Origin of the sequence: Virgibacillus sp. LDC1, from assembly GCF_025792345.1 — a bacterium.
In the GTDB taxonomy this organism is placed as follows: domain Bacteria; phylum Bacillota; class Bacilli; order Paenibacillales; family Paenibacillaceae; genus Paenibacillus_AQ; species Paenibacillus_AQ lautus.
The window spans coordinates 764,954-780,043 of record NZ_JAOXLZ010000001.1 but is presented as its reverse complement, the minus strand read 5'-3'; the positions used below and the strand labels follow the sequence as shown (position 1 = coordinate 780,043).

General features: G+C 50.8%; 17 protein-coding genes. 9 read left to right on the top strand and 8 right to left on the bottom strand.

Annotation, left to right across the window (positions count from 1 at the left end):
- Positions 1–8: 8 nt before the first annotated feature.
- From OHJ21_RS03730 to leuC, 4 genes are all read right to left on the bottom strand, one after another.
- A complete protein-coding gene (locus tag OHJ21_RS03730) occupies positions 9–695 on the bottom strand; it encodes a GerMN domain-containing protein (RefSeq protein ID WP_100536372.1) in 687 nt (228 codons plus the stop codon).
- 40 nt (positions 696–735) lie between these two features.
- Positions 736–2,172 (bottom strand): N-acetylmuramoyl-L-alanine amidase family protein, encoded by a 1,437-nt coding sequence (locus OHJ21_RS03725; RefSeq protein ID WP_326112104.1) that lies wholly within the window; start codon positions 2,170–2,172, stop codon positions 736–738.
- A gap of 235 nt (positions 2,173–2,407) precedes the next feature.
- On the bottom strand, positions 2,408–3,010 hold the full coding sequence (leuD, locus tag OHJ21_RS03720; RefSeq protein WP_100536371.1) for a 3-isopropylmalate dehydratase small subunit: 603 nt from the start codon (positions 3,008–3,010) through the stop codon (positions 2,408–2,410).
- Positions 3,011–3,030: 20 nt separating this feature from the next.
- Positions 3,031–4,455 (bottom strand): 3-isopropylmalate dehydratase large subunit, encoded by a 1,425-nt coding sequence (leuC, locus tag OHJ21_RS03715; protein ID WP_164817497.1) that lies wholly within the window; start codon positions 4,453–4,455, stop codon positions 3,031–3,033.
- 185 nt (positions 4,456–4,640) lie between these two features.
- On the opposite strand from leuC, the gene OHJ21_RS03710 reads away from it, so the two are divergent.
- Positions 4,641–5,573 carry a LysR family transcriptional regulator gene (locus tag OHJ21_RS03710; RefSeq protein ID WP_486019311.1) on the top strand — a complete coding sequence of 311 codons (933 nt, stop codon included), beginning with the start codon at positions 4,641–4,643 and terminating at the stop codon, positions 5,571–5,573.
- A 113-nt stretch (positions 5,574–5,686) separates the two neighbouring features.
- On the opposite strand, the gene OHJ21_RS03705 is transcribed toward OHJ21_RS03710, so the two are convergent.
- From OHJ21_RS03705 to OHJ21_RS03695, 3 genes are all read right to left on the bottom strand, one after another.
- A complete protein-coding gene (locus OHJ21_RS03705; protein WP_100539313.1) occupies positions 5,687–5,872 on the bottom strand; it encodes a hypothetical protein in 186 nt (61 codons plus the stop codon).
- Positions 5,873–5,966: 94 nt separating this feature from the next.
- Positions 5,967–6,779, bottom strand: coding sequence for a carbon-nitrogen family hydrolase (locus OHJ21_RS03700; RefSeq protein WP_100536369.1), 813 nt, complete (start codon positions 6,777–6,779; stop codon positions 5,967–5,969).
- A 14-nt stretch (positions 6,780–6,793) separates the two neighbouring features.
- Positions 6,794–6,919 carry a hypothetical protein gene (locus OHJ21_RS03695; protein ID WP_279300440.1) on the bottom strand — a complete coding sequence of 42 codons (126 nt, stop codon included), beginning with the start codon at positions 6,917–6,919 and terminating at the stop codon, positions 6,794–6,796.
- A 113-nt stretch (positions 6,920–7,032) separates the two neighbouring features.
- Between OHJ21_RS03695 and OHJ21_RS03690 the strand changes: the two genes are divergently transcribed.
- From OHJ21_RS03690 to OHJ21_RS03655, 8 genes are all read left to right on the top strand, one after another.
- A complete protein-coding gene (locus OHJ21_RS03690) occupies positions 7,033–8,223 on the top strand; it encodes an aminotransferase class I/II-fold pyridoxal phosphate-dependent enzyme (protein ID WP_486019310.1) in 1,191 nt (396 codons plus the stop codon).
- 369 nt (positions 8,224–8,592) lie between these two features.
- Positions 8,593–9,696 (top strand): glutamate 5-kinase, encoded by a 1,104-nt coding sequence (gene proB / locus OHJ21_RS03685; protein WP_486019309.1) that lies wholly within the window; start codon positions 8,593–8,595, stop codon positions 9,694–9,696.
- Positions 9,697–9,755: 59 nt separating this feature from the next.
- On the top strand, positions 9,756–11,003 hold the full coding sequence (locus tag OHJ21_RS03680) for a glutamate-5-semialdehyde dehydrogenase (RefSeq protein WP_486019308.1): 1,248 nt from the start codon (positions 9,756–9,758) through the stop codon (positions 11,001–11,003).
- A gap of 36 nt (positions 11,004–11,039) precedes the next feature.
- A complete protein-coding gene (gene proC, locus OHJ21_RS03675; RefSeq protein WP_100536366.1) occupies positions 11,040–11,909 on the top strand; it encodes a pyrroline-5-carboxylate reductase in 870 nt (289 codons plus the stop codon).
- Entirely contained in the window at positions 11,906–13,120 is a 1,215-nt protein-coding gene (locus OHJ21_RS03670; RefSeq protein WP_100536365.1) for a 2,3-diketo-5-methylthiopentyl-1-phosphate enolase, read from the top strand. Before proC ends, OHJ21_RS03670 begins: the two co-directional genes overlap by 4 nt.
- Positions 13,117–13,797 carry a 2-hydroxy-3-keto-5-methylthiopentenyl-1-phosphate phosphatase gene (locus OHJ21_RS03665; RefSeq protein ID WP_486019307.1) on the top strand — a complete coding sequence of 227 codons (681 nt, stop codon included), beginning with the start codon at positions 13,117–13,119 and terminating at the stop codon, positions 13,795–13,797. The genes OHJ21_RS03670 and OHJ21_RS03665 overlap by 4 nt, the downstream gene beginning before the upstream one ends.
- On the top strand, positions 13,798–14,454 hold the full coding sequence (locus OHJ21_RS03660) for a methylthioribulose 1-phosphate dehydratase (RefSeq protein ID WP_100536363.1): 657 nt from the start codon (positions 13,798–13,800) through the stop codon (positions 14,452–14,454). It begins immediately after the preceding gene.
- Positions 14,455–14,559: 105 nt separating this feature from the next.
- Entirely contained in the window at positions 14,560–14,853 is a 294-nt protein-coding gene (locus OHJ21_RS03655; RefSeq protein ID WP_100536362.1) for an SdpI family protein, read from the top strand.
- 40 nt (positions 14,854–14,893) lie between these two features.
- Here OHJ21_RS03655 and OHJ21_RS03650 read toward each other — a convergent pair whose 3' ends face one another.
- On the bottom strand, positions 14,894–15,034 hold the full coding sequence (locus OHJ21_RS03650; RefSeq protein ID WP_164817498.1) for a hypothetical protein: 141 nt from the start codon (positions 15,032–15,034) through the stop codon (positions 14,894–14,896).
- Positions 15,035–15,090 lie beyond the last annotated feature (56 nt).

Here is a 15,090-nt window from a genome sequence, read left to right as displayed (position 1 = left end):
CTTTTGCTCTATTTTCGAGTCATAGGATGCTCAAGCTCAACATGTCCCATTAAACTTTCGATCTGATTACCGTCTACTAGCAATTCCAGAGACTGCACTTCATCGAACTGGAAGAAGGTTTTCTGTAACGCATCAATCGCAAACATTTCCCCTCCGGCTCCAAGGTTGGCTTCGGCTGGTTTAGTGATATCCAGCGTCAGAGCTCCTTTATCAAACTTGAGAGACTTCAGCGTAATCTTATCCGACCATAGTGGACTTAGTTCGGCATCACTGCTTGTTTGAAGTCCTTCAAAAGCCTTTTTATATTTATCCTCTTCACCCGAGTATGTAATCTCTTTGCTTGCCTCTTTCAGATCCATGATTTCGGGGTCCGTATAATAGAGTTTAATATTAGCCTTCTTCGCTTGATCCTCCGTAGCATTCACATCCTTTGTATCCACAGGGGTTCCAGCACTTTCACCGGTTGTGTTCTGCGGTGGTGTACTTGCTCCCTCGCCTGCGTTTACTGGTGTTGCGTCATCTTGCTTATGATCATCAGCCGCCGTTTCTTCCGGATGATCCTGAGGCGTTTGCACTTCTCCTGTTGCGGTCTCCGGATTTGTCTCGGCAGGGGCTGCAGTCGGCTTCTGTCCACAGCCGGCACTAAATGCAAGCAGCAGCGCCAGCAATCCTGTCATCCAATATTTTTTGTTCATGACTTTCGTCCCCCTCTAAGTTCATCAAATCTTGTACACGTTATTGTACTTTAAGATATTCTTTAATACCCGCTACAATACCTTGTGCAACACGATTTTGGAAATCGTCTTCAAACAACTGGGCTTCGTCACCCTGGTTGCTCAAAAAACCAATCTCGAGCAGGACAGCCGGCATCGTCGTTTCTCTCGTAACATGAAGGCTGCTATATTTAACTCCCCGATCCATGAGTTCAGTTGCCTTGACGAGATGTTTATGTATTACATTCGCCAAAGGTTTGCTGGCATCTCTCGTGTAGTAAGTCTCTGTACCGTGCGGACTACTGGAAGTGCTGCTGTTTCCGTGAATCGATACAAAAATATCAGCCTTTAAAGAGTTGGCAACTTTCACGCGATTACTTAGACCCAGTGTTGAATCATCGCTCCGCGTCATAACAACGTTGATATTCTTTTCTTTTCTCAGCAAGGCTTCCACTTTTAATGCAATATCAAGATTAAGAACCTTCTCTTGGTTGCCGTTAGCGCTGATCGCACCCGGCTGGCTGCCGCCGTGACCGGCGTCAATAACAACCGTCTTCTTGCCATTGCCGGTAACTGGCGGTACCGGCGGAACGAGGATTTCGCCCTCTGCGTTCAGATCCACGATGATGATGCCCGATTCCTGGGTCACCGCATAATTCTTAGGTCCGGTCAAATCCAATACGATACGCACGGTTGGCGGGTTGTCGCTGAACACGGCATATCTAATATTCGTAACGTCAGAGTAATCCGTAACTTCCATATTGCCGCCGTTTTGAGCATTCAGGACATGTCCGCTTAAAAACGAAGCAGAGTACACGGTGTCCGGAAGATCGATAACAATCCGATCAGGCCCCGTCATGCTGAACACTTTCGGCGTCACGGCGCCTTCCGTTGCAATCATAAGACGGTTATCGCTAAAGCTAAGCCCCGTCAACGAAGTCTTGTTTCCAGATTCCGCAGGCGGAGGCGTTTGATTCCCTGGATTGGTTCCGGCACCTGGATCAATCTCGACTTCGGTGGCAGGCGGGGCCGTGCTGGAGAGGAACACAGCCTTCGATTGGTTGTCCCATTTCACGTCAAGACCCATCTGTTCGCTAACAAAACGGAGCGGCACAAGCGTGGTCGGTCCATTCAAGACAGGCGCCAAATTCAGATCTACCTGGGCCCCGTTCAATTCTGCCTGCTGGCTGCCGACCACCATGCGGACCGTCTTCTCGCTATTTTCAACCGTTACGGTTTGGCTTGCCTTCTCCCAGCCTACCTTGAAACCGAGATTCTCGGATACTACGCGGATCGGAATCATCACGTTGCCTTTCATGTTGGCTACCTGGACGCCAGAAGACAAATTCAATGGTTCCCCGTCAAGAAAAATGCTCGCACTTGAAGAACTGGCTTCACCACTTTTCGGAAACGCCAGCAAGAAGACTATCAACATCATTACAAACCCTAACTTCTTCATGAATCCACCTCGATCATCCCATGATTGAATTTGAAAAGCAAATCTAGCAAAAACTAAAAATATGTAAATCAGCACATTCCCGACTACATGCTGCCGGACAAATACTGACATAAAACAAGGGTCCCTCTTGGCTGCCGCTGCATATTAATTCCATAATACCAAAAAAAACTTCCATTTCCTACACAGGAAATGGAAGTTTAATAATCTTGTAACCTTTTGCTGCGTGATTGCGAGATTAAGCGAACAGACGCTCCCCATGCTTCTTCTCGTAAGCATCGATCGCACTTTCATGCTGCAGCGTCAAACCGATGTCATCCAGTCCTTGAAGCAGGAATTGACGACGGTGCTCGTCAAGATCAAAGTCAATACGGAGTCCTTGATCATCTGTAATCGTTTTGCTCTCCAGATCGACGTTCAGCTTATAGCCTTCTTGGGCTTCCGTCCGCTGGAACAACTCTTCCACCTGCTCCTCCGACAATTTGATCGGCAGAATCCCGTTCTTAAAGCAGTTATTGTAGAAAATATCAGCGAACGATGGAGCGATGACCACCCGGAATCCGTAGTCCAGAATCGCCCAAGGCGCATGCTCACGGGAAGAACCACAGCCAAAGTTGGCACGGGAAATCAGGATGGTTGAGCCCTGGTATCGGGGCTGATTCAGCGAGAAGCTGTCGATATTGCCGCCCTCTTCATCAAACCGCCATTCGTAAAACAGAAACTGTCCAAAACCTGTACGTTCAATCCGTTTCAAGAACTGCTTCGGAATTATTGCGTCCGTATCTACATTCACCCGGTCCACAGGTGCGACGATACCGTGTAATTTCGTAAATGCTTGCATAAACTTCTCCTCCGTCCTTCTTAGCTCACAACTTCTTCGGCTGCAAAGTTCCAGTCACGTACATCCACGAAGCGTCCTTTTACCGCAGCTGCCGCTGCCATTGCCGGCGATACGAGGTGCGTTCTGCCGCCGCGGCCTTGGCGTCCTTCGAAGTTACGGTTGGACGTGGATGCGCAGCGCTGTCCCGGCTTCAATACATCCGGGTTCATCGCGAGACACATGCTGCAGCCTGCTTCACGCCATTCGAAACCCGCTTCAACAAAAATTTTGTCGAGCCCCTCTTGTTCAGCCTGAATCTTCACTCGGCCCGATCCGGGAACAACGATAGCTGTTACATTGCTTGACACTTTATGTCCCTTCGCTACAGCAGCCGCTGCACGCAAATCTTCAATGCGTCCATTCGTGCAAGAACCGATAAAGACATAATCGATCGGAATCTCGGATATTGGAGTCCCTGGCACAAGCGCCATATACTCCAGGGCTTTCTCCGCTGCCTTGCGCTCATTCTCGGTCTTAAAATCCGCAGGGTTAGGAACCGTCGAGGAAATGTCAGTACCCATTCCCGGGCTCGTTCCCCAGGTTACTTGTGGGATCAGAGATTCTACATCGAACTCAACCACCACGTCGAACTCGGCGCCTTCGTCTGTCACAAGCTCTTTCCAAGCTGCTACTGCAGCATCAAAAGCTTCGCCCTGCGGAACATATTGACGTCCGCGCAAGTATTCAAACGTTGTTTCATCCGGAGCGATCATGCCCGCTCTGGCTCCGCCTTCGATGGACATGTTGCACACGGTCATGCGCTCTTCCATCGACAGCTCGCGGATCGCTTCACCCGTATACTCAATAACATAGCCTGTTGCAAAATCAGTTCCGTATTTCGCGATGACGCCGAGGATCATGTCCTTAGCCGTTACGCCCGGATTGCGGCGGCCGACAAATCGCACTTCCATGGTCTTCGCTTTCGCCTGCTGCAAACATTGGGTAGCCAGTACATGCTCAACCTCGCTCGTGCCGATACCAAACGCAAGCGCGCCGAACGCACCGTGAGTGGATGTATGGCTGTCGCCGCACACAATCGTTTTGCCTGGATGTGTTAAGCCCAGTTCCGGCCCCATGACGTGCACAACGCCTTGATCAATCGTATCGAGATCATACAGGGTAACGCCAAAATCCTGACAGTTCTTGGTCAGGGTATCGATTTGCTGCTTCGAAATCGGATCCGTAATGTTAAAACGGTCTTTCGTTGGAACATTGTGATCCATCGTTGCGAAGGTCAGTTCAGGACGGCGTACTTTACGGCCGCTGAGACGCAAACCCTCAAATGCTTGCGGGGAAGTTACCTCGTGAACCAAATGCAGGTCGATGTACAAAATACCCGGTTTGCCTTCTTCTTGATGAATAACGTGGTTATCCCAAATTTTCTCGAACATTGTCTTCTTACTCATCATCATCACCCCATTGTTCTTTACGTCCATGAGAAGATAATTGCTTGTTATCTTCTTTACATATAAGGAAGATCTACAACGCATCATCTTTACGTTGATAGTAATATATCATTTCCTTCTTCATTGTTCCAAGATATAATATCTATAGATGTAATAGGATTCAGCTATAACGGAGTGATGCCTAAATGGAACTGAGACAACTGCAATATACGCTGCAAATCGCGGCGGATAAAAATTTTTCGCGTGCCGCGGAGAAGCTTCATATCGCCCAGCCTTCCTTGAGCCAGCAGCTCTCCAAGCTGGAGAAAGAGCTCGGCGTGCTGCTGTTCCAGCGGAATACGAGCAACGTTGAGCTTACCCATGCCGGGGCAAGCTTTGTCGAGCATGCCCAGAAGATCATGGACGCCGTCGAGCAGCTGAAGCAGGAGATGTCGGACATCTCCCAGCTACGGAAGGGTAAAGTCGTAGTCGGCAGCATGCCGATTACGGGTTCTCACCTGCTGCCACGGGTTTTGCCTGCCTTTAAAAAGGGATATCCGGATATTGAGATCACCCTGTTGGAAGACTCCTCCATGAACCTGGAGAAGCTGACGGCCAGCGGCAAGGCCGATCTCAGCCTCCTAGCGCTGCCGCTGTCCGAGCCGTCACTGTCCTGGATTCCGATCGGTGAGGAAATGATCGATTTGGCCGTTCCTCCGCTGCACCCGCTTGCGCTGCGGGCAGCCTCTGATCCCGTCCGGCCCATCACGATCGACGAAATTCGGAACGAAGCGTTTGTTGTCCTCAAAAAAGGACAGGGCTTCCGGAAGCTTACTTTTGACATATGTCGGGAGGCCGGCTTTGAACCGAACGTTGTATTCGAGAGCAACAATATCGAAACGCTCCAATCTCTGGTCGCTACCGGAATGGGCATAACGCTGGTGCCTCGTTTTATCGCCCGTGCAAAACGCAGCGAGTTTATACCGGTCTACTTGCCGCTTGCTGATCCGGTTCCGAGCCGCACACTGGTTGTGGCTTTCCGTAATGGCCGGTATTTGTCCAAAGCGGCGGATGCGTTCATCGATACGTTCAAGCAGGTTATGGATAAACTCGTTGTGGAGAGTGTTCAGGATTCATGAGTGCTGCCCCATAAATAAAAAAAGAAGCTCAGCTAAGGTCAATTTGACAAGACCAAGCTGAGCTTCTTTTCAACCTGAAGTTATAACACACCCATTTCATCATAATCGGAGGTTTATTTGCGCAAATTATGCTGGTCAATCAATCGGTTCTGTTCATCCGCAGTACGGGACTGATCCTGAATCGATTCATTCTTCCCGTTGCCACCTCCGGCAACATTCTCAACAAAGTTGCGGAACTGTTGTTTTTGTACTTCTTCCTGCTCATGGTTTTGGCTGTCGAATTGGTTGTTCTCTGCCATCATTCCAAGCCTCCTCTCTGACGGATTACCCATAGTATACCCGCCACTGACCAGATGAAACTTCATTTTTCAGAGGAGTTTAACCATAAACGATTTATTGAAAATACAAATTCGGACGACGGTCTTCAAAAACCGGAATACGTCCTCTGACTTCATCCGTAAGATCACAATCCAGCGTACCTGTCAGGATCATTTCCTGCTCATCCCCTTCGGCAATGACCTCCCCCCACGGATCGATGATCATGGAGTGGCCGAAAAAGTCCGTATCTCCGCTAGTTCCTACACGATTACACGCAATGACATACATTTGATTCTCGATCGCTCTGGCCATGAGCAGCGTTCTCCAATGATGCCGCCGCGGATGCGGCCACTCCGCGGGCACAAACAGCACTTGGGCGCCGCTGAGCGCGAGGGTGCGGGACAATTCTGGGAACCGTATATCATAACAGATCGAAGCGCCCGCTTTCAATTGTTCCAGCTCGAAGGTTACGGTATGCTGTCCGGCTTGCAGAAACTTCTCTTCATCCATCAGGCGGAACAGGTGAATTTTGGAATATTTGGCGATCTGCTCCCCGCTCCGGTTAAACACATACATGCTGTTATAAATCCGATCTTCGATTCGTTCGGCTACAGATCCGCCAACGACTTGGATGCGGTGTTTTCGCGCAAACTCGCTCAGCATCCGAGAGGTTTCCTGTCCCATGGGATCGGCAAGCTCTTGAATCCGGTCAAGCGCATACCCCGTATTCCACATTTCCGGCAGTACGATGACGTCCGGCTTCATATCAGCCGCTGCGGCCTGCTCCATCATACCGAGCATTTTATTCATATTGGCATTCACGTTTCCTATTTCAATATCGGCTTGGATAAGTGCGATATTCAATTGAGCCTTTGCTTCACCAGTCATCTTGCAGCCTCCTGTTATTGGGTTGAATTCAGCATCAGCGCCGCTGTGATCATGAAATCCATGTTCGGGCTCTTATTCAGGAATTCATCCATTCTCTTGATGTCATCATCATAGCCTCCTCCGCCCTGCTGCTGCAACACCCAAGCACCATTTCCCTCTATACACCCCTGATAAATCGTGTTAAATTAATCCTAATTGTTTTCAAAATCAGCTGCATTCGAGTGTAATTAGATAACGGAGTGATGAAACTGCAATGAACAAATTAAACGAATTCCAAATAGAGCCGGCCGAGATGATGTCCCAGCTGCCCACACAATTTTTCGCGACCTTGGTCTCCAAGGTAAACCGCCAAGTGGCACAGGGACATGATGTGATCAATCTCGGGCAGGGAAATCCCGATCAGCCCACGCCGCCTCATATCGTATCCAGCTTGAAGGAAGCGGCCGACAATCCGCAGTTTCACAAATATTCGCCTTTTACCGGCTTTTCCTTTCTTAAAGAAGCCATTGCGCATCGATATAAGGAAGACTACAACGTTGATCTGGATCCGGAGACGGAGGTATCCATTCTGTTTGGAGGAAAAACAGGGCTCGTACAGCTGCCGCAAGTGCTTCTGAACCCGGGTGATGTATGTCTTGTCCCGGACCCCGGTTATCCGGATTACTGGTCAGGTGTTGCACTGGCCCGTGCCCAAATGAAGTTCATGCCGTTAACCGCAGCTAACCGGTTTCTTCCCGACTATGGTGCGATCACACCTGCAGACAGAGAAAAAGCGAAGCTGATGTTCTTGAATTACCCGAATAATCCGACATCCGCCGTCGCTCCCCTGTCCTTCTACGAGGATACGGTGGCATTCGCCGCCGAACACGGGATTGTGGTGGCCAGTGATTTTGCTTATGGAGCGATCGGATTTGACGGAGACCGTCCGGTCAGCTTTTTGCAGGCAGAAGGCGCCAAAGAGGTTGGCGTAGAATTCTACACCCTCTCCAAAACCTACAATATGGCCGGATGGCGCGTTGGTTTTGCCTTGGGGAACCAAAAAATCATCTCGCTGATCAATATGCTGCAGGACCATATCTACGTCAGCCTGTTCGGCGGCATTCAGGCTGCAGCGGCCACAGCGCTCACTTCGCCGCAAGACTGCGTTGAGGAGCTGGTGGCACGCTACCAATCGAGAAGGGACGCCTTCTATGGCGCCCTGTCCGAAATCGGCTGGCAAGCCCAGAAACCTGCAGGCTCCTTCTTTAGCTGGCTGCCCGTACCGAAGGGCTTTACCTCGGTATCCTTTGCCGACCTGCTGCTTGAGGAGGCCAAGGTAGCGGTTGCTCCTGGTATCGGCTTTGGCGATCACGGCGAAGGATATGTCCGCGTCGGCCTGTTAAGCAGCGAAGAACGAATGCGGGAAGCCGCCTACCGAATCGGCAAGCTGAACCTGTTCGGTTAATCTAATTCCTTTTGAAAAAACAAAAACGATGTGCTATTCTTGCAGTAACAATTGAATGCCATTTTCAAAAACGCAAAGACGGGACCAGTACGAAAGCATATGGCACGATGACCAGAGAGCAAATTCCATGGGCTGAAAGAATTTGCCGTGACCCCCTTTCCGAATCCTACCCCCGAGCGGCCTGGCTTGCCAGGACAGTGCCTTCTGTTACAGGGCTAAAGCCGGATGAGCTGCGCTCATCAACAAAGGTGGTACCGCGGAAGTCAAACTTTCGTCCTTTTTCATACAGGACGAAAGTTTTTTTGTTTTCTGAGAAAAGGATTCATTACAGCTATACCTACTAATCATAAATACAAGGAAGTGATCACGATGCTATCACGCATCGTCGTAAAAATCGGAAGCAGCTCCCTTACGACAGATGAAGGCGGACTTAATCTTGATTCCGTCGCCTTCTTTGCCGGAGAACTTGCCGCGCTCCGCAAGGCCGGTCATGAGGTTTTGCTCGTGACATCCGGCGCTGTCGCAGCAGGCTTTCGGGAGATCGGCTACGAGACGAGACCCAAATTACTGCATGAAAAGCAAGCATCCGCCGCACTGGGGCAGGCGCTGCTGATGCGTGCTTACCAGAATGCGCTCGCCTCCCATCAATTGAAGGCTGCGCAAATTCTGTTGACAAGAACGGACTTTGCGAATCGCAAACGCATGAACAATGCCAACATGACGATTACGGAGCTTCTGAAGCAAGGCGTTATTCCGATTATTAATGAGAACGATACCGTTTCGATTGACGAACTGAAATTTGGTGATAACGATACGTTATCCGCGCTGGTCGCCAATTTGGTCCGCGCCCAGCAACTAATCATCCTGACCGATACGGATGGTTTGTACACGGCAGATCCACGCAAGTCGCCGGATGCAACAAAATATGAGGAAATTGATGAAATTACCGATGAGATTTACAGCATGGCAGGAGGCGCTGGCTCCAGCGTAGGTACAGGCGGCATGCGATCAAAAATCGACGCTGCCAAAATCGCCACCCGCGGCGGTGTCCCCGTCTTCATCGGCAAAGCCAACGAGACCGGGGATTTGCTTCAGGCGCTTAAGCGTGCAGGCAAAGGAACATATTTTGCTACCCACCTATCCTCCCTGCCTATGAAAAAACAATGGCTCGGCTTTATGTCCTCGCCGCTAGGCCGGATCGTTGTCGATCCGGGCGCCGAGAAAGCGCTGATTCACGGAGGCCACAGCCTCCTTCCCGTTGGCATAAAACGGATCGAAGGCAGCTTCCATGCAGGGGACGTGGTGGAGGTCGTTAATATGAACAACGAAAGGCTTGGCAGAGGCATCGTCAATTACGATGAGGACCAGCTGCAGGCCGTGCTCGGTTTGCCGAGCAGTCAAGTCATCGGCATCATCGGAGAAATCCATCGACTCGAGGTTATTCACCGCGATGAATGGATCACATTAAAATAATCCGGATTGCCATAAACCAATAAGGGATTTCCTGATAACTCAAACAAGGAGGAATTATCATGAGTGAGGTACGCAATAAAGCCCAGCTCGCCAAACAGGCTGCATTTCGTCTTGGGAGGCTGAGCACGGAGGAGAAAAACCAGGCTTTGCTGATCATGGCAGACGCCCTGATCCAACGGACGGCAGATATTATGGAAGCGAACGCGGAGGATCTTCGCCGCGGGAAGGAACTCGGCACCTCAGCCTCCCTGCTGGACCGGCTGGCACTGAATGAGGCCAGAATCGAGGGCATTGCCGAAGGATTGCGCCAAATCGTTAAGCTGCCGGATCCGATCGGCGACACCTTGGAAACGATCGACCGCCCCAACGGGCTGAACATCGTCAAGAAACGCGTTCCTCTTGGCGTGATCGGCATCATTTATGAAGCTCGTCCCAACGTGACCGTTGATGCAGCCGGGCTGTGCTTGAAGACAGGCAACGCGGTCGTACTGCGCGGCGGTTCATCCGCCCTCTCCTCCAACCGCAAAATCATCGAGGTGCTTCACGAAGCTATGGAACGCACCGCACTGCCTAAGGATGCGCTACAGCTTATCGAGGACCCGAACCGTTCCTCCGTGGATGAAATGCTGAAGCTCAACGGACTGTTGGATGTCATCATCCCGCGCGGCGGCAGCTCGCTGATCCAGAACGTCGTGATGAACGCCACGGTACCGGTGATCGAAACCGGAGCCGGAATATGCCATACCTATCTGGATGCATCGGCAGCGCCGGACATGGCGGTTGCCATCAGCCTCAATGCCAAGGTGCAGCGCCCTTCGGTCTGCAATTCCATGGAGACCCTGCTCGTCCATGCTGATTATGCCAAATCGCATCTGGCTGCGCTGGCCGAAGCATTCCGTGAGCGCAATGTTGAGCTGCGCGGATGCCAGCGTACCCTGGATTACGTTCCATGGGCTGTAAAAGCTACGTCTGAGGATTACGCGACCGAGTATAACGACTATATTTTGAACCTTAAAATCGTGGATCACCTGGATGAGGCCATTGAGCATATTTCGATTTATGGCACAAAGCATTCGGAATGTATCGTTACCGAAAATAAGGATCATGCAGGGCGCTTCTTGCAGGAAGTAGACGCGGCGGCTGTCTATCATAATGCTTCGACCCGCTTCACCGACGGCTTTGAATTTGGCTTCGGCGCCGAAATCGGGATCAGCACCCAGAAGCTGCATGCCCGGGGACCTATGGGGTTACCCGCGCTTACTTCCTCCAAATATGTTATTATCGGTAGTGGTCAAATACGCGAATAAATCATTCATCTAAAGCCCATGAAGGAGGAAATAACGATGTGCCAATCCCCGCAGAACCGACCTTTAATAGATAAAGCAATCACCTTCTACGGCGCCGGCTCGATGGCCGAAGCGATCGTACGAGGATTAGTGAGCCGTTCTGTCGTGCTTCCGGAGAATATTACGATGCTCAACCGAAGCAACGTTCAGCGCCTTCAGGAACTGAGTGAGCGGTACGGTGTCCAGATCAATAACGACGAAGCCGCTAAAATCGAAATTCTGAAAACTTCGCCGGTGATCGTGCTTGCCATGAAACCGAAGGATGCTGCTAAAGTATTGAAAGAACTGGGTCCGAAGCTCTCAAGCGACCAATTGATTATCTCCGTGATCGCCGGATTATCGATTTATACGACACAGACGCTGCTTGGAACCCATCAACCCATTGCACGCACGATGCCGAATACATCCGCCTCCATCGGACTGGGTTCCACAGGAATCGCTTTCTCGAAGGAAATCAGCGAAGAACAGCGCCGGCTGGTCATGACCTTGTTCGAAGCTGTTGGCAATGTAACCGTCATTGAAGAAGAGAAGATGGATATCCTGACCGGCATCTCCGGCAGTGGCCCCGCTTACTTCTATTACATGATGGAAGCCATGACTGCCGCAGGGATCCGCGGCGGCCTGACGCCGGAGCAAAGCCGCGAGTTGACGCTCCAAACCATTCTGGGCGCGGCCCGGATGGTGCAGCAGACCGGAGAACAGCCTTCATCGCTTCGCGCGAAGATTACATCGCCGAACGGTTCCACGCAAGCGGCCCTCGAAACGCTAGACAAAGGCGATTTCTTCGAAACCGTCATTGCCGCCGTAAACCGCTGCGCTGAGCGCTCCAAAGAAATGGGCGCCATGCTGAAGGAGCAGATCTCATGAGCCGCTGTATTGCAACGTACCGAATTTATGACGACCAGGCGGATTTTCGTAAGAAAGCGACTTCCATTGCCGTTGGCATGACGGTCGGCAGCTGGACCGAGCTGCCGCAAGCCAAGCGTGAAGCGATGCAGAAACATCTCGGCGAAGTCGTTGACATTCAGGTTCACGAGGGCTGGGAGCCCGGCAGTCGTTATGCGGATGTCAGCATTGCTTATCCGGACATTAATTTCAGCCGGGATATTCCCGCTCTGCTGGTGACGGTGTTCGGCAAGATTTCCATGGACGGACGCATCAAGCTGACTTCCCTGGATTTGTCTCCCGACTTCCTGAGTGCATTTCCAGGACCGAAATATGGCATCGACGGAGTCCGCAATCTTCTCGGCGTCCATGATCGTCCGCTGCTGATGAGCATATTCAAATCGGTTATCGGCCTGAATGCGGACGAGCTTAGAGCCCAATTTATCCGTCAGGCGCTGGGTGGCGTAGATCTCATCAAAGATGATGAAATCCTGTTCGAGAATGACCTCACCCCGATTGAAAAACGGGTAAGCATGTGCATCCAGGCTGCTGCCGATGTGGAACAACAAACAGGTAAAAAGCTGCTCTATGCCGCTAATCTAACCGGACGGACGTCGCAGCTGCGTGAGCAAGCGCTGCGTGCGATTGATGCCGGCGCCAACGCCCTGCTCTTTAATGTGCTGTCCTACGGGTATGACGTTTTGCATGAGCTAAGCAGCGATCCGGATATCACCGTTCCTATCGCGGCTCACCCTGCACTTGCCGGCGCCATTTATCCTTCTCCATACTATGGGATAACGGCTCCGGTGCTGCTCGGCCAGCTGATGCGGATCGCCGGTGCGGATCTGGTGCTCTTCCCTTCGCCTTACGGATCTGTAACGATGCCGAGAGAAGAGAATCTGGCCATTCGCGACGAACTGCATAGCGCTAAACTTGGTGTGAAACGAAGCATGCCGGTACCGTCCGCAGGAATTCATCCGGGACTCGTTCCCCGCATCATCCGGGACTTTGGCACCGATGTGGTCGTTAACGCAGGCGGCGGGATCCACGGTCATCCGATGGGTACCGAAGCGGGCGGCAAAGCCTTTGTGCAAGCGATTGAGGCGACGATGAAATCCGTTCCGCTCGCACACTTTGCCGAAGAGCACGAAGAGTTGAAAGCCGCACTGGACATCTGGGGAGGAGAAGTATGACATCTGGAGTAAAACAACCGATCATTTTTTGTGATTTCGACGGAACCATCACGAACAACGATAATATTGTCGCCATCATGAAGCACTTCAAACCGGAAGGCTTCGAGTCGATCATGCAGGATACGCTTGACCGCACCATTTCCATACGGGAGGGCGTTGGCCGCATGTTTGCCCTCTTCCCTTCCTCGATGCGAGAAGAGATTACCGATTTTGTTCTTAACCATGCAGGAATCCGTGAAGGCTTCAGTGCATTCCTTGACTATTTAAAATCGGAACGGATTGAGTTTTATGTCACAAGCGGCGGTATCGATTTCTTTGTCGATCCCCTGCTGAAACCCTTCGGCATTCCGGCAGACCATATCTTCTGCAACGGTTCGAATTTTGAAGGAGATCACATCGAGATTACTTGGCCTCATCCTTGCAAGGAATCCTGCCATAACGACTGCGGTATGTGCAAGGTCACGGTGATGGACCGTTTTCCGGCCGATCAATATTACCGAATTCTGATCGGTGACAGCCTTACCGATTTCGAAGGCGCCAAGCAAGCCGACCTGGTTTATTCCCGTTCTTCGCTCACCGAGCAGTGCAAGAAGCTTGGCGTGTTTCATGTACCCTTCGAGACATTTACCGATATCCAGAACGATATGAAAGACAAGTTTAAACAGGAGGTGCTGTAAGTGGCATTTTCAGATATCCGGCTTGAACAGAAACAGGCTGCCCTGCAGGATCTTAGAGGGATCAAGGAACTGTTCGCTTCTAGAAACTGGTTCCCTGGCACCAGCGGCAATCTATCTGTCCGTGTTGGCGAGTTCAACCCGGAGCAGTTTTATTTTGCGGTGACAGCCAGTGGAAAAGATAAGTCGGTACATACGCCCGAAGATTATCTTTTTGTGGATCAGAACGGCTTACCTTGTGAAGCAACCGGCTTAAAGCCTAGTGCGGAAACCTTGATTCACTGCGAAATTTATCGCAAAACCGGCTGCGGCGCCATTTTCCATGTGCACACCATCGATAACAATCTGATCAGCGACTGGTATGGTGAACAAGGCTATGTCCCTGCCCAAGGAATCGAGCTGATCAAAGCCTTTAACATTTGGGAAGAGGACGCGGCGATTCGCATTCCGATCCTGCCGAACTATGCGGACATCCCGCGGATTGCGGAACTCGTTCCGGATGCGCTCGATCCGGCGGTACCCGGCATTTTGCTGCGCAACCACGGCATCTATGCGTGGGGCAAGAATGCTTTCGAAGCGAAGAAACATCTGGAGGCTTTTGAATTTATATTCGAATACTCTTACCGTCGTCTACTCCTGAATGCAGCCGGATCCAAGTAAAGTAAAGCCATATTTGCATGTACAGGGCTTAAACAGCCGGATGCACCTACATCCAACGTTTTCGGGGTGCATCCGGCGTTATATTTCCGTTAGGAGTGTATAGGGATGCTCGAAAGTTTAGCCATTGGCATCGTGTTTATTTTGTATGGTTTGGTCCTCTTTTTGATTCCGCCTAAAAGTTCCAAGAGCATTTATGCTTATAAAACGACGTCATCTCTCAAAAATGAACGGAACTTTAAAGCTGCGAATGCCTATGTCAGTTTGCTGCTGATGATCTTCGGGGTCGTCCTGCTGCTTATCGCCAGGCTTACCGGCCATTTCATGACAACCGGTATTGCGACCGTGATCGTCTTTATCCTGATTTATATTCTCGTTGAACGAAAACTAAAAAACCTGTAAAACGATTCCGATCGTTTACAGGTTTTTTTCTTTATATAAATTATAGCCGATTCTGCTCATGCTCCGTCAAAGAGATCGAAGGCGCCGGTACCTGATCCGGTGACGAATAGGCATTGAAGATAAACAAACAAGTCACAACAAATAGTGCGATATACAACAGGTAATACAGATTCTTGGCCACGATATCTCCCTCCATATCTCGTTCATATCATTTCATTGATTAGATCGCGATCCTCT